We start from the raw sequence: 20606 nt of genomic DNA on the forward strand, positions 1-20606 counted from the left end.
TGATGGAAACATTTGCCTTAAGGCACAGTGACCTAGCTTCCCGAAGCCTCGCCTCGAAGGAACGGAGCGCATTGTATCGACAGTTGCACGATCACGATCACGTGGTGGTCGACCTGGCGGCTGTAGAGTCCATTTCCGAATCCTTCGCAGATGAGTTGTTCGGTGTGTTGGTGTTGGAGCGAGGGTTCGACTTCGTGGTTACGCATGTCAAAATAGTGAACGCTGCGGATGATGTGCTCCGTTCGATCGCTATCGCGATGAAGCGTCGTCGTCTTGCAGCGGCATGATCGTCGCGAATAAAAAAGGGGGCTATGAGCCCTCTTTTTTATTGCCTGCATTATTAGGTGGAGCGGCAAATGCAAGTTCCGCTTTGCCGCCAGCGACGTCATCATCTTTTGGCATCCAGCGTCCGTAGACTCTGGCGATCATTGTCCAATCGGTATGGCCCATCTGCTTTGCAACCCACATCGGATGCTCCCCGGCGGGTAACATCATCAAAGCATAGGTGTGGCGAGTCTGGTATGGCCGGCGGTACCGAACGCCAGCTATCTTCATCGCCGGCACCCACATCGTCTTGCGGATGGGGCCGTCATCCGCCCAGCATTCAAGTGCGCGCGGGTTCTGAGACACTTCTGCGTCTGCGAGGAGTGTGTGGGCCCCTGTACAGGCGGGATCAAGGAATACAGCCTGATCGATGACCTGGCACTGGTGATCGCTAGTGCGGTAGCACGTCTGATCAACCGGTATACGCAGATGGGCGACTTCATTTGGCTCTACTTCGGGGCAAAGTGGCCTGTCCTGCGAATTGCGGGGGGGGCTGGCATCGGTGAGGCCAAGGCCCGGGAAGTGATCAAGGCTGGTTTAGCCTCGGTTGACTGCGCACTGGAACTGATTCGTGAGGCTGCGTAAAAAGTCTTTCCATGCGGATAAACACCTGTTTTCATAGAAACGTGGTCAGCTTTTCAAGCGTGACACCAAAGAAAAAGCCCGACCACTTAGTCGGGCTTTTTTTTATTTAGCTTTCAGCCCCCACTCTTTATCAAGCCAAGCATTTAGCTCGTCACGCTTATGTGGGGCATTGCCTGGAGCAGCCTCTAGCTTGTGAGCAACTTTGCTACGATTTTCATCGGTGAGGGCGCATCCGCGAGTGCTTAGATATCGGTCGATGAAGTATTCCACCTCCCATGTCTCGGTCATGGATACGTAAATTCGATCGATCTTCCCGCGGTACTTTTTGTTGTCGTCGCTTTTCCAGACCATTACAAACACCTTCATTAAGTGGCGTATTGCCACGCTTTTTGATACCACTAATTCAGGATTGGATCCATTCGCCGAAGGTCGTCTAGACCGATGGAGTGGTGGCTGCACAAAACCTCCAAAGCTAGCCATATCGGTGGGGCCTTTCCGTTTCTGGAGCATTCGATGCTAAGCCACGACTATGTGCCGGGTGTCTCCGTTCGAAAGCTCGATAAGTAATCCTGGATTGATCCGCGCCACGCTTTCTGTAGTTTCAATTCGTGGCGCTATAGATGCGCCATGCTCAGATCGCCAGTTCTTATTCTGAGTAGTGATGCTGTTATGATGGCCATCTTTTAAATCAGCGTTTTAGAGGGATCTTATGCAGACGTTTTTGTCGAAGACTTTTGGCGGACTGACCCGCAGCTACTACATCCGGCAGCTCATTTTTGGGTCGTTGTTTACGGTTCTGATTTTGTCGGTCGCGGCCAATAGCCCAACTGGCCTGATGGGTAAGCCTGGGCTGATTGTGATGTCGGTCATCTGCACGCTGCTCTACCCATACTCTCGGTTCGTATATGAGAGCGTTGTAGGCTACGTGATGGGCGGGAACGTATTCTTCGTCAACGCCATTCTTATGCTGATGGTGAAAGGGTTCACGATGGCGATGTGCTGGTCGTTTGCAATTTTCATTGCACCGATTGGCCTGGCGTATCTTTACTGGCACAACAGTCGCCAGGTTTCTTGAGTATGAAAGCCCAGCCATCGAGCTGGGCTTTTTGTGGTCGTGATTCTACTTGTGATGCTTGAAGAAGTAGTTCATTGCGTCAGATACGGGTTCGTTGAACTCAACCTGAATCAAGTCTTCGCCTCGCTGCTTCAAACGGTAGAAATTCAAACCGCCCTGAAAGATGACCTCGGTGTCCCTTGACTCTCTATTCAGTGCATCGAGCAATTCACCCACAGTGATTTTTCGTCCTTCGTTCATAGCGCACTCCAGATAATTGAGGCGCTATTTTGTCATGACTGAAAAAGCAGCGTTTCGCATGGTTGCCGTGACGGTCACGGTAGTCCAGCAACTTTCTGAGCCTCGGCAGTTGCCGGGGCGTTTTTGGTTTTGGTTCCACCATGCTCATCGCTCCGAGCTGTGAGTGCTGCTGGCGCCGGATCTATTCCCGACACCACCAGGCCTCGGCCGGGAGTGGCCTATGAGCGTCACCAATATGTCCGAACCCGGTCCACTCACCGCCGCTGGTGGTATTGCACTGTACAAGCTGGGCGCCTTTGGCTTCATTGCCGTTCTTGCCGCAGTTGTCGTAATGGCGATGACACTGCCGAAGACGGTGCGTGAGTTCTGCGTCGCGATGATCGGCAACCACAGTCTCCAGCATTGTGGGAGTGCCTTCGTTGTGCGCTGGTTGGGTATTGGCGACTGAAGGCCAGGTTTATTTATGAGGCTCGCATACCTTTGAGGGAGGCGCGGCCTCCATTGAACTTTGCAGCGAGCGCCAATGATTAACCGACGCTGGAGCCGCACAAAACGCGCTGTCGCGGGAAAATGCCTTCCGATATTTTGCGATAGATCGTTGAGCGTTTTAGGCCGACGCTTGCCTCGACATCGCGCAAACGAAGAATGTTGTCATCGTCGCCGACGTCGTCAGAGTTGCTAACGTGCATTTCCATAGGTTTGAGTCCTAGGTTCTGAAGCGTGGGGCAGCGTCCTCCGGCACTACTGCTAAAAAGGGTAAAAGACGGATATCGGCTGGCTATATAACGAGCATGGGCATTTGCCACACGCATAGGGTATATGCGCGTTTCCGAGATTTATGATCGGTAGCGTCGGAGGTCGTTGTGGGCTACAGAAGTTCTAGGGCACTAAGGCTTCTAGGGGCAGAACGGACTGCGAGTGTTCTGACCAGATACGCAAATCAGCCAATGGCAGCTGATGCGGCCCGTTCAGCGGATGCGAACGAGGCGAAAGTTTTTAACGTCGTTACCAGAGCGACGTGACGGTCCGGGGCGGATCGATAGGGATCGCTTGGGACGGACGCTATTTAACATGAGAGTGCCGGGCTGGCAATCAGTAGGCGCTCTGCCTTGGTTGGGAAAGGTTGGCCCAACCAAGGCAGTAGTTGACTGAATGCTCAGCGTTTTATCGGACTCGACTAATCATCTGTACCGATATCGAGTTTGGGCAGCGACTTGACAATTTTCTGGGTTTCCAAGCTCACGGTGACCACGCGCTGGAACAGTTCCAGGGGGTACTTGGGGTTGCCCATGGTTTCCACGGCCCAGTCGTTGGCGTCGTTGACGATGCTGCTGGCTTTGTCGGGGCGTATGGCCTGGCGCTCCATGACCCAATCTAGGGCGGCCTTGCCGTTTACCACGTAATCCCAGGCCGCCTCGGGGATGCCCTTGAGAGTGATGCGGTGGTTGTAGATGACGATGCTCTTGTCGCCCTTCTTGGCGAACTTCATCTTCTCTACGCGGTAATCCGCGTCGGTGAGCGGGCCCTTGGCTTCGATGGTCAGCGGGTACGGCTCGACGGTTTCGTAGTTCAGGTGGTGGTCAGCCAGAGCGCGGCCAGCCTTGCTGAAGGCCCAGAAGTCGGCAGCCTTCTTCACTGCCGGAATGCGCGGCAGCTCCTTGCTGAGGTTGTCGGCAAAGCGTTCGCGGTATTCCGGGGAATGGAGGATGCCGTAGACGTAGTAGAACAGGTCTTCCTTGCGGATCTGCTCGCCGGGATAGGCAGTTAGGAAGTGCGCCAGCCCTTGGTCAGTGATTGCTTCACGGCGCTGGCGCTGCGGCTTGGTCGGGGCGTCGAACAGGCCGGTTTGCTGAGGTTGCTCGCTGGTTGCGGGGGCATCGTCGTACAAGTAGAGCGGGAAGCATTGGCTGCCGCCATCGCTCTGCAAGTCAGGAATGCGATTGACCATCAGCGCGAGCTGACCCTGACCTGACCAACGTTGCTTGATCATGATCAGACGGTTTTCTGCTGCGCTATCCGGGAAGATGCGCGGCATTTGGTAGACCATATCGTTCAGTTGGCGACTGAAATAGAGCCACTGCTTTGTGTATGGTCTGTAGAGGCTGATAGTCATGCAGCGTGGTTCAAATTGATGGGATTTCCCTTTCAACAGATCTTGCTTAAGGCTCCTGTTCCAGCTGATCAAGCTTGGATCGTTGTTGACGAAGGAGTCCAAAATTGCTGCCTTCTTGGTCTTTTCGTCGTTTCCGTGACCATCACCAAACCTGACCAGCTCCTGATTATAAAAAGCGGCCATTCGAGTGATGTTTTCAGTAACTTTCGAGCTACTGTAGTTGAAGCACCAAGCATCCCGGCTGGTTGCAACGCCACGTGAGTAGTTCTCGAATAGAGCAAGACTTGTAGCTGTATCCTTGTCCCCGATCGGAACGAAAGCCTCAAACCCGGCATCTCGCTGCTTCAGCCAGTCGCCATGTTCATCTGGAGTGATCTGCTGCCACTGCCCAATACCGGCGACACTGGCGTAGTCGGAGATCTTTTCCAGCTTTTCTTCACGATTGAGGTAGTCACCAATGTCATGGAAGTAAATCTGTCCGTGAGCATGTGCATCGGGGTTCTTTATCAGCAGCGAGATGGCGATGGGAGCACGGCTGCCGCTACCGAAGATCTTGCCGCCTTCCTTGCGAGAGGTTTCGCCACTGGTGCGCTGATTTCCTCGCAGGTGAAACACATAGAGGCTGGAGAATTCATCCACTAGACATTTACGCAGGCCATCGGCGGTGTTTGCTTCTACAAAGCCTGCGTTGGTAACAAAACCGATAATACCGGCATCTCCAATACGGTCACTGGCCCACCGAATGGCTCGGATATAGCTGTCGTACAGCGCATTTCGATTGGTGGCGTCGGAGCGTGCGGCATAGGTATCGCGGATGCGTGCGTCCAACGAAGGATAGGGCACATTAGCATTGTTGGCATTGGCATCTCCTTGGCCAACCGAATACGGCGGATTACCCACAATTACTCGAATATCCAAGTTTTTCTGCCGTTTGCGCCGGGCGCTGTTGTCCTCAAGCAGTGTGTCTACCAGGTCGTCCTTCTCATACATCTGGAAGGTATCGGTCAGGCAGATGCCTTCAAACGGGGCGTACTCGTCAATAACTTCGCCGTGATAGGCCGCTTCGATATTGATGGCGGCAATGTAGTAGGCCAGCAGCACCAGCTCGTTGGCGTGGATCTCGTGTTTGTATTTGTGTGGTAGCTCTTCCGGCTTAATCAGGCCTGATTGAATCAGTCGCGTGATGAAAGTGCCTGTGCCCGTGAAGGGGTCGATGATGTGAACGCCCTTACTGCCCAGGGTTTGGCCGAACTCCTGTTGCAGCAGGTGGTTGACGCTGTGGAGGATGAAGTCCACCACTTCGACTGGGGTGTAAACGATACCCAAGCGCTCGGTCATCTTGGGGAAGGCGTTGCGGAAGAATTTGTCATACAGCTCGACGATTATCTTCTGCTTGCCCTGGGCGTTGTCGATGCCGGCAGCACGCTGACGTACGCTGGCGTAGAACTTCTCCAGGGTATCGGCTTCCTTGGCCAGGTGGTGCTCATGAAGCGCGTCCAGCACGCCTTGCATTGCCTTGGACATGGGGTTGTGGCTGGCGAAGCTGTATTCATCGAACAGTGCGTCGAACACTGGCTTGGTTACCAGGTGCTGGGCGAGCATTTCGACAATCTCGCCATCACTGATGCTGTCGTTGAGATCATCGCGCAGCTCAGCGGCGAAGGCCTTGAAAGTTGCTCTCTCCTGGGTGTATTCAGGGTTCTCCAAAATGCCCTGGATGCGGTCGATGTGGGTGCGTGCGATCTTGGCGATGTCGTTAGCCCAGTCTTCCCAGTGATGGCGGTTGCCGCACTTGTCAACGATCTTGGCATAGATGGCCTTCTCGATTTCACCCACCTCATAGGCCAGCTCGGCCTGCTGGGTCATCTGGCCCTCGACATCGTACTTAGCGCGTTTCTCACCAATGCCGTACTGGCCTTTGCCGGCCTTGCCGTTACTGGTGCCGCTGGTTTTTTTTGCCTTTTTGTCGGCCTTGTCGGTGATGGCGATGACTTCCATCTTGCGCGGGTCAGAGCCGATCAGGTCAAGCTTGTTGACCATGGCGTCGAAGCTGTCGTCGTGCGAGCGCAGTGCCTGAAGCACCTGCCAGACCACTTTGTAGGTCTGGTTGTCATTGAGCGCTTCGTGAGGCTCCATGCCGGCCGGAATGACCACGGGCAGCACCACATAGCCGCGCTTCTTACCCGGTGCGTTGCGCATCACCCGGCCCACCGATTGCACCACGTCCACCTGGGAATTACGCGGGGTGAGGAAGAGCACGGCGTCAAGCGCCGGTACGTCCACGCCTTCAGACAGGCAGCGCACGTTGCTGAGGATGCGGCAGGTATTGGTTGGCGGTTCTTCTTTGAGCCAGTTGAGCTTGGCTTCTTTGGCACTAGCATTCATGCCGCCATCGACGTGTGCGGCTTCGCAGATGATGCGTGAGTCCTCATCGATATTTTCGGAGTCTTGATAAGCTTCCACCACCGACTGGAACATGCTGGCGATGTTGATCGAGCTAACCTTGTGCTTGGTGCCCTTGTAGTTGGGCGAGATGACCTGGCAGAAAGCTACAGCGCGTCTCATGGGCTGATCATCACCCACCAAGTTTTCGGCCAATCCCTGCTTGGCCAGTGCCTTCCAGCAACCGACTATCTTGGCGGCGTCGTCTACCTTGAGCTGGTTGTTCTCGTCCTTCAGCATTTCCTGAAGGCGGCGGCTGATGGTGCTCTCCTCGACGGTGAGTACCAGCACCTTGTAATCGGTGAGCAGGCCGCGCTGAACGGCCTCGGAGAAGTTGATGACGAACAGCTCTTTGCCGTAGAGCGCTTCGTCGTCCATCGAGCACAGGGTGACTTCGCCGGACTCGGCCTTGAGTTTGGCGTTGTCACCGTAAATGCGCGGCGTAGCGGTCATGTACAGACGTTTGGTGGCGCGGATGTAGTCGGCATCATGAACGCGCACAAAGTTGCTTTCGTCATCGTCGCCAAAGGTAGCACCGGTGGTGCGGTGCGCTTCGTCGCAGATCACCAGATCGAAAGCGGCCAAGCCATGATCAGCCTGGGCGCGGCTGATCACATCGATGGAGTGATAGGTGGAGAACACCACGCTCATGTGTTCGGCATCGTGACGCTTGAGCATTTCTGCCGCGAGGCGATCTGCTTTGGTAGTGGCCGGGTATCGCAGTTCATGGGTGAACACCTGAACCGCGTCATCCTCTGCTTTTCGCTTCTTGCCTACGTCACTGTCGGAGCAGACGGCAAAGCTGTGGAGCGGGGTGGCGCTTTCCTGCGTCCATTCGGTAAGGGTCTGCGATAGCAGCGACAGGCTAGGCACCAGGAACAGTACACGCTTACCCTTGCCGGCCTGCTGCTCGGCAATTTTCAGGCTGGTGAAGGTCTTGCCAGTGCCGCAGGCCATGATCAGCTTGCCGCGTTCGGCGTCCTTGAGGCCAGCGGCCACGGCATTCAACGCGGTTTGCTGGTGCTCGCGCAGCTGCTTCTTGGCCTTGAGCGCGACGGCTTGATGGGGCTGGTACTTGGCCCAGTCTATCTGGCTGTCTTCCAGGGCTTGCAGGTCGATTTTACTGACTGGAGGCTGCTGGCCCTGCAACGCGTCCTCAGCGTGCTCGCCCCAGTTGTTGGTGGTGGCTACGATTACGCGGTGCGAGAACGGCGCCTTGCCTGAGGCGGTGAAAAAACTGTCTATGTCCTTCTTCTGGACTTTGTAGTCCTCGGCGTACAGTTTGCACTGGATGGCGTGGTACTCGCCGGTGCCCTGGGTGCGAGCCACTAAATCAATGCCCGCATCCTTGCCACTGAGGCTTTGTTCCTTCGCCCACTCCGCATACGTCCATACTTTGTCGTAAAGGTCGCGGTAGGTGGCTTCGTTGCGGAGGTAAGTGCAAATCAGCTCTTCGAAGTAAGTACCTTTTTCGCGTTCGGTGACAGAAGCGCTGCGGTAGGTATTCAACAAAGCTGATAAGGCTGACATCGGTAGGAATTCCTTTTGGATTACGTCTGGCGCATTACAGGCACCAAATCGGCGCAGTTTAGCAATTCATTCAGTACTGGAGCGATAGACATTGAGCTCAAGGCGTTGCCGCACAGTGCGGGTGTACTTCGGATCCCAGGATGACTCGCGAATAGGAGCCATTGCCTCGCGACCGCTTCAAAGGTGTGCTGATGATCGAGCTGACTACTGACAACCTTGGCGATACGCCTTTGCAGCAAAGGGTCTTGTCCGCCGGCAAGCTGAACACGAGCGTCATCACGTATGCGCCGGGCCTCCTGCAAGCCGACCTCTGTGTAGATACCAAGAGCCAGGCGTTTTTTCTTTCCCTGAAAGCGGTACTCAAGCGCCAGTACCGGCCTCCATTGGGCTGTACTTCAAGATACAAACCCTGTTCGTCGTACAGGCGGTATGGCTTGTCCTGAGGCTTGGCGTTGCGGCAGTTGCTATCTTTCAAGGGCATTGGGGGCACATCCTCTCCGAGCGAGCTGATGAGCGTTTTATGCCCTATGCCCCCGCCATGGGATGGCCTGGGATTAAATGGGAAAACGCGGGCAAGAAAAAAGCCGTAAAGCTTTGATTTCTCAAGGCTTTACGGCTTTTTTGGGTCTTCCTGGGAAGACTAAATGGTGGAGCCGGGGGGATTTGAACCCCCGTCCGCCAGTACTCCGCTGTCGGTACTACATGCGTAGCCGTTTCTATTAAGTTAACCCTCAGCGACCCGAAGGGCAGGGTGCTTTGGGCGAGTTGTGTAAGTTTTAGCCGCTTCGTCCACAACGTACTGCACGGCGATTCTGTTCTATATGACAATCATTTTGGGTTTACAGACATCCCCTGATGATTGCTGGACCCGAAGGTACCAGGAGCATTGTCAGCTGCAATTAAGCAGCGAGAGCAACACCGTATTGGTCGTCATTGGCAACTATAAGTAGTTGCAACAGTGGATTTACGACTTCTGTTACCAAGTCGGCATGCACCTAAAGTTTCGCAACCGGCGTCGAATCCTAAACGGCCCCGAACTCATTGCTCAGTACATCTGTTTGAGCAACAAGCGTGTGCAGTGTACGCCAATCGGCCCACAAGGCCAACCCGAAGGTTGGCCGGGACGCTGATCAGTTGTTGGTACCGGTGGACTTGCGCAATTCCACGATGGTTTGCGACGTTTCCGCAATGCAATCGTCGATTTTGCCTTGAGCCTTAAGCGCCTCGGCCTTGCTCACACTGGCGTTAGCACGCTGACTCAGTTCCGGGTTCGCTGACAGCTGGCCCTTGGCATTGTTGATGGTCTGAATATTGGCATCACACAGGTCAGCAGGCTTGCCGTCAGCAAACGAAGTGGACGCCATCATCGATGCAGTAACGAACAGACCTAACAGTACAGAACGTTTCATGTGTATCTCCTTGAACCGAGTGGGTCCAGACTTCGCTGGCCGTCAGGACGGGCAACCGTATGGAAGAAAAACCCCGATCAGTCGGGGTTATTCTGTGGACTACAGTCGAACTCAAGGGTTCTATTTTTCTTCAGCTGGCCTTCGCCCGGGTCACGCGATCCACCAGATAGACCAGCCCGTGGTAGTCAATTCCGCCATGTTGCGTCAGACCGATTTCACAGGTGCGACTGGTGGAAATCCCCTCGCTGCAATGCTGTACGGCATCCTTGAGCGTGCGCAGCGAGTGGCTGTTCAGCTCCGGCGTGGTGAAGCCCTTGTCGCCGGCAAATCCGCAGCAGTGAATGCCTTCCGGGATCACCACTTTATTGCTGCACTTGCGCGCCAGATCGATCAACGCCTGGCTTTCGCCCAGATGCTGCGTGCTGCAGGTCACGTGTACGGCAATCGGTGCGTCTTGCGGGGTGAAGTCGAGTCGATCGAGAAGGTGCGTACGGATGAAGCGCACCGGGTCGTACAGATCCAGACGGATTTCTCCTACGTCCTGAACCAGGCGCAACGTGCACGGACTGGTGTCGCAGTAGATCGGATCGAGTCCGCCGCGACTCGCATGCAACAGGGCGCTGATCAGCTCTTGGCGTTTGTGTTCGGCCTGTTCGGCGTAGCCTTTTGAGGCGAAGGGCTGGCCGCAGCAGAGGTTGTCCTGATTGTCCGGGAACACCACTTGGTAACCGGCCTTTTCCAGCAAGCCACGGGTTTTGTCGTACAGCGACATTTGCTCTTTATCACCGGCTGCCGGGCCCATCACTCGCGACACACACGCGGCTAGATAGACCACACGCGGGCGCTCGTCCGACACGCTGGGGCTGAAGCGAATGGCTTTCTCCGGTTGCGGCATCGCATTCGTCCACAACGGCACCTGGCCTTTGGACAGGCGCGTAATGGTTGCCGAAAGTTTCGCCAGACGCGGTGCGCCGAGCATCATTCGTGCGCCGTTGGCCACATGCAGGGTGAAGCGCGCGCCTTGCAGGGTCTTGGCGAAATTTCCTTCGATCCAGTCAGCGGTTTTCTGATGCGTCGCGTGTCGGGCTCGGAGTTTTTTCACCAACTCACCGGTATTGATGCCTACAGGGCAACGTTGCGCGCACAGACCGGTGGCGGCGCAGGTGTCGATGCCTTGGTACTCGTAGGCTTTTTCCAGTTCGGTGGTGTCGACACCTGCACGTTTTTTCGCCTGAATATCGCGCCAGATCACAATGCGCTGGCGTGGGCTCAGGGTCAGGCCTTTCGACGGGCAGACCGGTTCGCAGAAGCCGCACTCGATGCACTTATCGACAATCTCGTCGGCTGCTGGCAGCGGCTTCAGGTGCTTGAGGTGGATCTGCGGATCTTCGCTGAGCACCACGTCGGGATTGAGAATGCCGTTCGGGTCGAGCAGACGTTTGAGCTGCCACATCAGTTGATAGGCGTCGCTGCCCCATTCCAGTTCCACGAATGGCGCCATGTTGCGCCCGGTGCCGTGTTCAGCCTTTAACGAGCCGCCGAACTCCACCGCCACCAGTTGCGCGACGTCGTCCATGAACGCTTGATAGCGTGCGACTTCTTCCGGGTTGTTGAAGCCTTGGGTGAAGACAAAGTGCAGATTGCCTTCCAGTGCGTGTCCGAAAAGGATCGCTTCATCGTAGGCATGTTTGTCGAACAGATCGATCAGGCGATTGACGCCGATCGCCAGTTGTTCGACCGGGAAGGTCACGTCTTCGATGATCACCGTGGTGCCGGTTTTGCGCACTGCGCCCACGGCGGGGAAGGTGTCCTTGCGGATCGCCCAGAGCTTGGCGTTCTCGGCAGGGTCTTCGGTAAAGTCGACCTGCTTCTCCACTGGGAAGTCGCTGAGCGACGCCATGATCTGCCCCAGCTGCTCCTGCAGCAAAGTGGACGATGCGGCGCGGGATTCGATCAGCAGTGCGCAGGCATTGTTCGACAGCTGTTGTACGAAAGCAGGCATGCCCGGTTTGTCTTGCACCGAGCGCAGGCTACGCCGATCGAGCAGCTCTACGGCGGACACCGGTTGGCTTTTCAACACGGTGACCGCGTTGCAGCAGGTTTCCACATCCGGGAATACGATCAGCGCCGAAGCCTTGTTTGGGTGATCGATCACCGTGTCGTAAGTCACCGCGCTGATAAAGCCGAGGGTGCCTTCGGAGCCGACCAGCAAGTGGCTCAAGATATCCACAGGCTCATCGAAATCCACCAGGGCGTTGAGCGACAGGCCGGTGGTATTTTTCAGACGGTATTTGTGGCGGATTCGCGCAGCCAGTTCGGCGTTGGCGCGGGTCTCGCGGCCCAATGTCGCCAAGCGTTCGAGCAGATCGCCGTGGCTTACGCGAAATGCCGCGACACTTGTAGCGTCTTCGGTATCCAGACGTGTGCCGTCGGCCAGCACCAGGCGAATCCCGGCCAGTGTGTGGTAGGTGTTTTGCGCGGTGCCGCAGCACATGCCGCTGGCATTGTTAGCGACGATGCCGCCAATCTTGCAGGCGTTGATCGACGCCGGATCCGGGCCGATCTTGCGCCCGAACGGTGCCAGCCAAGCGTTGGCTTGTGCGCCAATCACTCCCGGTTGCAGGCGAATCTGCATGCCTTGGCCGCGAATCTCGCGGGCGTTCCAGTTATCCCCAAGGACGATCAAAACGGAATCGCTGATCGCCTGACCGGAGAGGCTGGTGCCCGCCGCACGGAAGGTCACTGGAACATGGTCGCGCTGAGCCAGTTTTAGCAGCGCCACCACTTCATCTTCGGACTCGACGCGGATTACCAGCTTCGGGATCAGTCGATAAAAACTGGCATCCGTACCAAAGGCCAGAGTCGATAACGGGTCATCAAAACGGCGCTCGGCTGGAATCAGTTGTTGCGCATCACGCAGGAAATTCACCGGAAGCGTCATTGGTCCTCCAGGATCAGCACCACGAGGTCTTTCGGGCCGTGGGCGCCGTAAGCCAGCACTTGCTCGATGTCCGCTGTTTTCGACGGGCCGGACACCAGCAACGCATTGGTCGGCATGCTCTGGGCCCACACGAATTCCTCTTGCACCTGATAGAAGTTGTCACGGATTTCGCTGGCCTTGAGCAGGGCGAAATGTACCGGCGGTACCAGGCTCATCAAACGCGGTTCTTCGCGGGTTGGCCAGAGAATCAGGCTGCCGGTGGCGGCGATGGCACCGAGGGTGCCGGTGAGGCTGGCCGGGGTGTCGTTGAACAGTTCGGCTTTCCACTCTTCCATTGGCCGGTCGTAGGATTTCAGTGTCGGCAGATCAGGATTGTTCGCCCAATGCTGTGTGATTTTCTGCCCGTGCGCTGTCGTCGGCGCGATCAACAAACTCGGCAACTGGCGGTCGCGCAACAATTGTGCGAGCAACGCCGGCCATTCTGCGTTGGAGGTCAGGTGGATTTCGGTGTGCACCGCTTCCATCAATTTGCGCAGTTGCGGGATGCGTTGTTCGGCGCTGTAGGTGTAAGGCTGCGTCACCAGATCGACATCGAAGTTGTCGGCAATCGGCGTGGCGCCAGTCAGACTTTTCCGCAGCTTGGCGAGGATATTGTGCTTGGCGCTCATCAGCGGTCTCCCTGTTTGGCCAGATGCTCACGGGCCATGTCGTGCAGTGAGCGGGCAGCGGGTTTCGGCGCGCTGTGGTTTTGTGTCCATGGGCCGACATTGTTCGGGGTCAGGGCACGCAGGCGCGTGGCGAAGAAGCCGAACAATCGATACAAGGTCGGAGAGCTGTTGAGCCTGGCCCAGGCGTTCCAGATGAAACGTTCCTTGCGCGAATACTTGCTGCCCTGACCGCGCATCACTTGATTCGGGCTGTCCGGGGCTTTGACGTTCTCTTCGCGCAGGCGTCGCAGGATCGCCGGGATCGGAATTTTTACCGGGCAGACTTCGCCGCAGGCACCGCACAGCGACGAAGCGCTCGGGTGATCGGGGACTTTGGCCAGACCGACCATGTGCGGGGTGATGATTTTGCCGATCGGTCCCGGGTACACCTCGCCATAGGTGTGGCCACCGACGCGGGTGTAGACCGGGCAATGATTCATGCAGGCGCCGCAGCGGATGCAGTTCAAGGTCTGACGCAGTTCACTGTCGGCGAAGGCTTGGCTGCGACCGTTGTCGAGCAGCACCAGGTGCACTTCCTGCGGGCCGTCGAGTTCGTGTTCCTTGCGCGGGCCGGAGATCATGTTGACGTAAGTGGTGATCGGAATGCCCAGCGCCGAACGCGTCAGCAGTGACAGCAGCGGCACCACGTCACGCAGGTTTTCCACGACTTTTTCGATGCCGGTGACGGCGATGTGCACCGGCGGCACGGTGGTGGTCATGCGCCCGTTGCCTTCGTTTTCCACCAGCAGCAGGGTGCCGGTTTCGGCGACGGCGAAGTTGACACCGGAGACGCCGATGTCCGCTTCAAAGAATTTCTGCCGCAGGACCCTGCGACCGATCTGAATGAGTTGGTCAACGTCCTTGGTGTATTCCACGCCAAGTTTGTCGTGGAACAAGGACGCGACCTGACCGGCATTCTTGTGGATCGCCGGCATAATGATGTGTGAAGGCTTCTCGTGGTCGAGCTGGACGATGTATTCCCCCATATCGGACTCCAGACATTCAATGTCCCGAGCCTCGAGGAAATGGTTCATCTCCATCTCTTCGCTGACCATCGATTTGCCCTTGATCACTTGCCGCGCCTCGTGAGCGCGGATGATCGATAAGACGATGCCATTGGCCTCGTCCACCGTTTCCGCCCAGTGCACTGTCACACCGTTGCGGGTCAGGTTCTGTTCCAGTTGCTCGAGGAGGTCGGGCAACTTGGACAGCGCGCGGGCCTTGATCGAATTGCCCAGTGCGCGCAAATGTTCTCTTTCGTGGGCATCACTGAAAGCGGCTGCCCGCTTGACCATCAGTGAGTCCATGGCAGTGCGGAAGTTGTTCCGTAGCTGCTGATCGCCCAAGGCATTGTGTGCCCGGGTACGGAAATCTTCTTCTACGGCGACCGTAGGAATAATCGCGGAAGTGCTCATTGCGCACCTCCGGTTCGTTGCCACAAGAAGCTCGCGAGATGTTGCCCGCGCAGCGCTTCTTTTTGTTTCTCCAATGCGCCGTTGATGTTCATCAAACAGCCACAGTCGGCGCTCAACACCTTGTGCGCGCCGGAATCCTTCAGCGCTTGGGTCTTGTCAGCCACCATCGCGCCGGAAATGTCTGGCATACGGACGCTGAATGTCCCGCCGAAGCCACAGCATTCGCTTTCGTGGTCGTGGTTGACCCGTTCCACGTTGCTCAACTGCGCCAACAACTCGCGGCCGTGCAGGTGGGTGTTCATTTCCCGCCGTGCCGAACACGAAGTGTGCAGCGCGACTTTGACCGGTTCGCCGCTGTCCTTGAGCTGCACCTTGCAGACGAACAGCAGAAACTCGGCCAGTTCATAGGTGCGGGCCGCGAGGGCCTGAACCTGTTTCAACGTCTCCGGCTCGTCCTTGAACAAGTCGGCGTAATGCTCACGCAGCATGCCGGCGCAGGAACCCGACGGCACCACCACCGGATAATCCCCGGCAAACAGCGCCAGTTGCGAGCGCGCTACCGTCCGCGCCTGCTCGGTGTAACCCGAGGTGTAGGCCGGTTGGCCGCAGCAACTCTGCCCTTGCGGATACTCGACCCGGATCCCTTCGCGCTCCAGCAAGTGGATCGCGTCCATCCCGGCTTCGGGGTAGAACAGGTCGACCACACACGTGCCGAACAGGTAGACCCGCGACGGTTTCTCGCTGGGGTATTGCCGAGGTTCGGGCAGTGGCGGTGCCACGCGGGTCGCGTTTGGCACAGCGTTGTAAAAAAGCTCGCTCATCAGGCGTGTCTCCGGGTGGGCCCGGTTATCCGTCTGTGGCGGCTGCTGAATATAAAGAGCGTTGCTTTCAGCAGCCTTACAGACCGGGTTGTGAATTGCTGACGCCGGCATCACGAACCGGCGTCGGTTTTTTCTGTGTTTCTTGTAGGTTTAGTGCACCAGCATGCCGGTGAACCAGTAGGCCTGAGCCAGGGTGATCAAACCGACAATCGTTGCAAAGAATAGGCTGTGCTTGAGGGTGAAGCGGAACAGATCCGACTCCTTGCCCACCAGACCGGTCGCGGCGCAGGCCACGGCGATCGATTGTGGCGAGATCATTTTTCCGGTCACGCCGCCGCTGGTGTTCGCCGCCACCAACAAGGTGTCGTTGACGCCTATCTGGTGAGCGGTGGTCGCTTGCAGCGAGCTGAACAGGGCGTTGGATGAAGTATCCGAACCGGTGAGGAATACGCCCAGCCAGCCGAGGAATGGCGAGAAGAACGGGAATGCCGCGCCGGTCGCTGCCAATACCAGCGCCATGGTCGAAGACATGCCGGAGTAGTTGGTGACGAAGGCGAACGCCAGCACCATGCCGATCGACAGGATGGGCCAGCGCAGTTCGTAGAAGGTCTCTTTCAAAGTGGTCAGACCAGTTTTGAAGTTGATCTTCAAGACCAGCATCGAGATCAGCGCGGAGAAGAAAATCGCCGTGCCGGTCGCGGAAATCGGGTCGAGTTTGAACACCGCTGGAATGGCGGTAGGGGTGGCCACGATGGGCGCGGTTTTGATCACTAATTGATCAAGGTGCGGAATCGCGAAGTTGAACACCCAGCTGTACATCGAACCGCCAGCGGCGAACATCGCTTTGAAAGGCTTCAGCGTCCAGATGGTCACCAGTACGGTGAGGATCAGGAACGGCGACCAGGCTTTGAAAATTTCCCCGAGGCTGTAAGGCGAAGCCACAGTGGTGCGCTTCTGGCCGAAACCGCCGACGCTGGCGGTGATCGCTGCGCTCGACGTGGCGCCGGCGATTTGCGCGCCTGCGGTGCGTTTTGGCTGCCAGATTTTCAGGAACAGGGTCAGCGATATCAGGCTGGCCAGCGCCGAGGTGATGTCCGGCAATTCTGGCCCAATGAAGTTCGAGGTGAAGTATTGGGTGATGGCGAAGCTCAGGCCTGCAACCAGCGCAGCCGGCCAGGTTTCACGTACGCCGCGCAGGCCGTCCATCATGAACACCAGCCAGAACGGCACGAACAGCGACAGCAACGGCAGTTGGCGACCGGTCATGGCGCCGATCTTGAACGCGTCGATACCGGTGACTTGGCCGGCGACGATGATCGGGATCCCCAGTGCACCGAACGCTACCGGTGCGGTGTTGGCGATCAGGCACAAGCCAGCGGCGTACAGGGGGTTGAAGCCGAGTCCGACCAGCAACGCGGCAGTAATCGCCACGGGTGCGCCGAAACCGGCGGCACCTTCCAGGAACGCTCCGAAGCAGAAACCGATCAGCAGCACTTGCAGGCGCTGGTCGTCAGTAATCGATAACACCGAGCTGCGAATGACCTCGAACTGACCACTTTTGACCGTCAGTTTGTAAAGGAACACCGCCGCGACAATGATCCAGGCAATCGGCCACAGGCCGTAGGCGAAGCCATACCCGGCAGCGGCGAAGGCCATGTCGACCGGCATGTGGAACGCGAAGATCGCTACGGCAATCGACAGGCCGAGGGTGATGCTCCCGGCCACGTGGCCCTTGAGACGGAACACCGCCAATGCGAGGAAAAAGAACACGATGGGAATGACGGCCGCGAGTGCGGACACGCCGAGACTGCCGAGCGGGCTGTAGAGCTGTTGCCAGGTTTGCATATGGGGTGGCCCCTAATTGTTGTTGGTCAGGCACTGTCAGCGTTCTTGGATAATTGGTAATACCAATTTACAATCGCTGTTGGCTAGGGTAAAAGCCTTGGTGTCGGTGTGTCAATTTGTCGCCCTGAAACTTTTGTCGAACAAGCGGTGCAGATCGCATCTGATCTGGTTTGGGCAAGTGGTGTCTGGTAGGTGTCGGCAAGGCGCCGATAGGCCAGAATAGAGAGCCCGGCGAGCGGTCGGGATCGTGGAGAAATGAGTTATGGGGTTTGATCAGATACGTCAGCGCCGTTTGTCTGACGATATTGTCGAGCGACTTGAGGGGATGATCCTTGAGGGCACGCTGAAGTCCGGTGAGCGGTTGCCGGCGGAGCGCACGCTGGCAGAACAATTTGGCGTATCACGGCCGTCGCTGCGTGAAGCGATCCAGAAACTGGCGGCCAAAGGTCTGCTGGTCAGTCGTCAGGGCGGCGGCAACTATGTCGTGGAAAGCCTCGGCTCGACGTTCAGTGATCCGCTGCTGCAGTTGCTCGAAAGCAATCCTGAAGCACAGCGCGATCTACTGGAGTTTCGGCATACTTTGGAGGCATCGTGCGCCTATTACGCCGCATTGCGCGCCACCGATGTCGATCGTGAGCGGCTGACCGCCGCGTTCGAAGAGCTGCAGGACTGCTATTCGCGTCACGATGAAGTCAGTCGGGCGGAGGAGGGCGCGGCGGATGCGAAATTCCACTTGGCGATTGCCGAAGCCAGCCATAACGCCGTGCTGTTGCACACCATTCGCGGGCTCTTCGATCTGCTCAAGCGTAACGTCGTCACCAACATCGGCGGCATGTACAAGCAGCGCACGGAAACCCGCGACATGCTGATCACCCAGCATCGGGAATTGTATCTGGCGATTATTGAAGGTCGCGCGGAGCAGGCGCGAGAAGTCTCCAGCCGACATATCTTGTATGTGCAGGAAGTGCTGGAAGAGGTGCGGCAAGAGGTTCAGCGCATGGCCCGGGCGGAGCGGCGCAAGGGGATGTGATCAGTTGTTTTTGTGTTGATGCTGCAATAGCTTTCGCGAGCAGGCTCGCTCCCACATTGAAATGCATTCCAAGGTGGGAGCGAGCTTGCTCGCGAATACGCTCTAAAGACAGAAGAAGTCAGTCTTCCTTGCCCTTGTTGCGCACCGCACGCTGCAGTTCGCGACCGGCATCGCGCTCGCGCTCGGTATCACGCTTGTCGTATTCCTTCTTGCCCTTGCCCAGAGCAATTTCGCACTTGACCATGTGCTTGCTCCAGTACCAGGACAGGCAGACGCAGGCGTAACCCTTTTGCTGCACAGCGGCGGCGAGCTTTTCCAGCTCGCGGCGGTTGAGCAGCAATTTGCGTGTGCGCACCGGGTCAGCGATGACGTGGGTACTTGCGGTCATCAGAGGCGTGATGTGGCTGCCGAGCAACCATGCTTCGCCATCCTTGAGCAGGACATAGCTGTCGACCAGCTGTAGCTTGCTTGCCCGCAGACTTTTTACTTCCCAGCCGGCCAGGACCAGACCAGCCTCGAACTTGTGCTCGATGAAGTAATCGTGTCGCGCCTTTTTATTCTGCGCGATGGTCCCTGTTGGGTGTTTCTTCTGTTTAGCCATAGGGGCGGCATTATATGGAGATAAACCGCCGTCGGCTACGGTGATGCTGCGTGCTTGAGCAGGTTGAGTGAATCCCGGACAATGCGGCCTCTTTTTCTAACGCTTGGGCGTGATAAACGATGTCGACAGACAAGGTTTCTGTCCACGGCAGTTGGGCTAGCCGCTGGGTATTCATACTCGCCGCGACCGGTTCGGCCGTGGGACTGGGTAGTATCTGGAAGTTCCCCTACATGGTCGGGGTCTACGGCGGCGGCGCCTTTGTGCTGATGTTTCTGGCGTGCATCGCGCTGATCGGCATCCCGGTCATGCTCGCTGAAACCCTGATCGGCCGGCGCGCCCGGCAAAGTCCGGCGAACGCCTTGAAGGTGCTGGCACTGGAAGCCGGGCACTCGGGCAAATGGTCGTGGGGCGCATTTGCCGGGATGATCACGGCATTGTTGATCCTGTCTTTCTATAGTGTGGTCGGCGGCTGGTCGCTGGACTACATTGTCGACATGGGCCGCGGCGACTTCCAGGGCGCCACAGCCGATCAGGTCGGCGCCTATTTCGGCAATGTCATCTCCAATCCATGGCGTCTGACACTTTGGCATACGATTTTCATGCTGCTGTCGGCCTTCGTCATCGCCAAGGGCGTGGTCGCCGGGCTTGAGCGCAGCCTGCGCATCATGATGCCGCTGCTGTTCGTGATGATTCTGGTGTTGCTGGGTTACAGCATGACCACCGGGCATTTCATGGAGGGCGTGCATTTCATGTTCGACTTCCACCCGGAAAAAGTCCTCGACGGCTTGTTGCCGGCCATGGGGCACGCGTTCTTCTCGCTGAGCGTCGGTGTCGGTTCGATCATGATCTACGGTGCTTATATGCCGAAGAGTTCATCGTTGTCGGGCACCGTTGTCGGCGTGGCACTGCTCGATACCTTTGTTTCGCTGATCGCCGGTCTGGCCTTGTTCCCGATTGTATTTGCCGGAGGCCTGAACCCTAGCGAAGGGCCGGGGCTGATGTTCGTCAGTCTGCCATTTGCCTTTGGTAACGTGGCGTTCGGGCAGTTGATGGGCGTGGTGTTCTTTGTGCTGGTGGCGATCGCTGCCTGGAGTTCGGCGATCTCCCTTCTGGAACCGATGGTTGCCTACTTGGTTGAGCGCACCAAAGTCAGCCGCGCGTGGGTGACTTTCTGGCTTGCCTTCACTTGCTGGTTCGTCGGTCTGGGCACGGTGTTCTCCTTCAATATCTGGAAGGAAGCCAAATTTTTCGTGAACGAAGGCGGGATGTTCCATCTCTACCAATGGGGTGCGCAGAGCGGTCTGGACTTCTTTGGTGTGATCGATTTCTTCACCTCACGGATCATGCTGCCGCTCGGCGGCCTGTGTTTCGTGCTGTTTGCCGGATGGGTGATGGGGCGTGAAGCGGTACGCGACGAGTTGTCGATCCGCAATCCGCTACTGTTCGCCCTGTCTTTGTTCTTGATGCGCTACGTGGCGCCCATCGGCATTCTTGTAGTGTTTGCCGCTCAGCTCTGGAAGTAACGCTC

General features: G+C 57.2%; 17 protein-coding genes, 1 other RNA gene and 2 pseudogenes. 6 read left to right on the top strand and 14 right to left on the bottom strand.

Annotated features, from left to right (window positions below; translation table 11 throughout):
• Positions 1–2 precede the first annotated feature (2 nt).
• A complete protein-coding gene (locus CLU80_RS17450; protein ID WP_099757956.1) occupies positions 3–287 on the top strand; it encodes an STAS-like domain-containing protein in 285 nt (94 codons plus the stop codon).
• 22 nt (positions 288–309) lie between these two features.
• Here CLU80_RS17450 and CLU80_RS17455 read toward each other — a convergent pair.
• Positions 310–657, bottom strand: a pseudogene (locus tag CLU80_RS17455) (site-specific integrase); the annotation flags it as partial.
• Between CLU80_RS17455 and CLU80_RS17460 the strand changes: the two are divergent.
• Positions 652–909 carry a hypothetical protein gene (locus CLU80_RS17460; protein WP_286079750.1) on the top strand — a complete coding sequence of 86 codons (258 nt, stop codon included), beginning with the start codon at positions 652–654 and terminating at the stop codon, positions 907–909. The pseudogene CLU80_RS17455 and the gene CLU80_RS17460 overlap by 6 nt on opposite strands.
• A gap of 102 nt (positions 910–1011) precedes the next feature.
• Here CLU80_RS17460 and CLU80_RS17465 read toward each other — a convergent pair whose 3' ends face one another.
• Positions 1012–1260, bottom strand: a complete 249-nt coding sequence (locus CLU80_RS17465) for a hypothetical protein (RefSeq protein WP_099757957.1) — start codon at positions 1258–1260, stop codon at positions 1012–1014.
• A 358-nt stretch (positions 1261–1618) separates the two neighbouring features.
• On the opposite strand from CLU80_RS17465, the gene CLU80_RS17470 reads away from it, so the two are divergent.
• Positions 1619–1984, top strand: coding sequence for a hypothetical protein (locus tag CLU80_RS17470; protein WP_099757958.1), 366 nt, complete (start codon positions 1619–1621; stop codon positions 1982–1984).
• 45 nt (positions 1985–2029) lie between these two features.
• On the opposite strand, the gene CLU80_RS17475 is transcribed toward CLU80_RS17470, so the two are convergent.
• Positions 2030–2224 (bottom strand): hypothetical protein, encoded by a 195-nt coding sequence (locus tag CLU80_RS17475; protein ID WP_099757959.1) that lies wholly within the window; start codon positions 2222–2224, stop codon positions 2030–2032.
• A gap of 220 nt (positions 2225–2444) precedes the next feature.
• Between CLU80_RS17475 and CLU80_RS17480 the strand changes: the two genes are divergently transcribed.
• On the top strand, positions 2445–2672 hold the full coding sequence (locus CLU80_RS17480) for a hypothetical protein (protein ID WP_099757960.1): 228 nt from the start codon (positions 2445–2447) through the stop codon (positions 2670–2672).
• A gap of 79 nt (positions 2673–2751) precedes the next feature.
• Here the strand turns inward: CLU80_RS17480 and CLU80_RS30510 are convergent, their stop codons facing one another.
• The 10 genes and pseudogenes from CLU80_RS30510 to CLU80_RS17530 form a co-directional block, all read right to left on the bottom strand.
• Entirely contained in the window at positions 2752–3036 is a 285-nt protein-coding gene (locus CLU80_RS30510) for an AlpA family phage regulatory protein (RefSeq protein WP_353616990.1), read from the bottom strand.
• A gap of 365 nt (positions 3037–3401) precedes the next feature.
• Positions 3402–8309, bottom strand: a complete 4908-nt coding sequence (locus CLU80_RS17490; RefSeq protein ID WP_099757962.1) for a DEAD/DEAH box helicase — start codon at positions 8307–8309, stop codon at positions 3402–3404.
• A gap of 20 nt (positions 8310–8329) precedes the next feature.
• A pseudogene (locus tag CLU80_RS17495) lies at positions 8330–8790 on the bottom strand (Arm DNA-binding domain-containing protein).
• Positions 8791–8954: 164 nt separating this feature from the next.
• Positions 8955–9343: a transfer-messenger RNA gene (ssrA, locus tag CLU80_RS17500) on the bottom strand.
• 96 nt (positions 9344–9439) lie between these two features.
• Positions 9440–9718, bottom strand: a complete 279-nt coding sequence (locus CLU80_RS17505) for a PA2433 domain-containing protein (protein WP_095049699.1) — start codon at positions 9716–9718, stop codon at positions 9440–9442.
• Positions 9719–9848: 130 nt separating this feature from the next.
• Positions 9849–12659, bottom strand: a complete 2811-nt coding sequence (locus CLU80_RS17510; RefSeq protein ID WP_099757963.1) for an FAD-binding and (Fe-S)-binding domain-containing protein — start codon at positions 12657–12659, stop codon at positions 9849–9851.
• Positions 12656–13327 carry a LutC/YkgG family protein gene (locus CLU80_RS17515; RefSeq protein ID WP_099757964.1) on the bottom strand — a complete coding sequence of 224 codons (672 nt, stop codon included), beginning with the start codon at positions 13325–13327 and terminating at the stop codon, positions 12656–12658. Before CLU80_RS17515 ends, CLU80_RS17510 begins: the two co-directional genes overlap by 4 nt.
• Positions 13327–14781 (bottom strand): LutB/LldF family L-lactate oxidation iron-sulfur protein, encoded by a 1455-nt coding sequence (locus tag CLU80_RS17520; protein ID WP_099757965.1) that lies wholly within the window; start codon positions 14779–14781, stop codon positions 13327–13329. Before CLU80_RS17520 ends, CLU80_RS17515 begins: the two co-directional genes overlap by 1 nt.
• A complete protein-coding gene (locus tag CLU80_RS17525) occupies positions 14778–15602 on the bottom strand; it encodes a (Fe-S)-binding protein (RefSeq protein ID WP_099757966.1) in 825 nt (274 codons plus the stop codon). The genes CLU80_RS17520 and CLU80_RS17525 overlap by 4 nt, the downstream gene beginning before the upstream one ends.
• A 150-nt stretch (positions 15603–15752) precedes the next feature.
• Positions 15753–17447 (bottom strand): lactate permease LctP family transporter, encoded by a 1695-nt coding sequence (locus CLU80_RS17530; RefSeq protein ID WP_099757967.1) that lies wholly within the window; start codon positions 17445–17447, stop codon positions 15753–15755.
• 262 nt (positions 17448–17709) lie between these two features.
• On the opposite strand from CLU80_RS17530, the gene CLU80_RS17535 reads away from it, so the two are divergent.
• Complete coding sequence (locus tag CLU80_RS17535) at positions 17710–18477, top strand: FCD domain-containing protein (RefSeq protein ID WP_007915207.1); 768 nt, start codon at positions 17710–17712, stop codon at positions 18475–18477.
• 118 nt (positions 18478–18595) lie between these two features.
• Here the strand turns inward: CLU80_RS17535 and smpB are convergent, their stop codons facing one another.
• The gene (gene smpB / locus CLU80_RS17540; protein WP_007915208.1) at positions 18596–19078 is read right to left on the bottom strand and encodes an SsrA-binding protein SmpB; all 483 of its coding nucleotides are present in this window, start codon (positions 19076–19078) and stop codon (positions 18596–18598) included.
• Positions 19079–19197: 119 nt separating this feature from the next.
• Here smpB and CLU80_RS17545 point away from each other — a divergent pair, with 119 nt between their 5' ends.
• Entirely contained in the window at positions 19198–20601 is a 1404-nt protein-coding gene (locus CLU80_RS17545; protein ID WP_093435729.1) for a sodium-dependent transporter, read from the top strand.
• The last annotated feature ends 5 nt before the right edge of the window (positions 20602–20606 follow it).

This window comes from Pseudomonas sp. 29, from assembly GCF_002754355.1.
Lineage (GTDB): Bacteria > Pseudomonadota > Gammaproteobacteria > Pseudomonadales > Pseudomonadaceae > Aquipseudomonas > Aquipseudomonas neuropathica.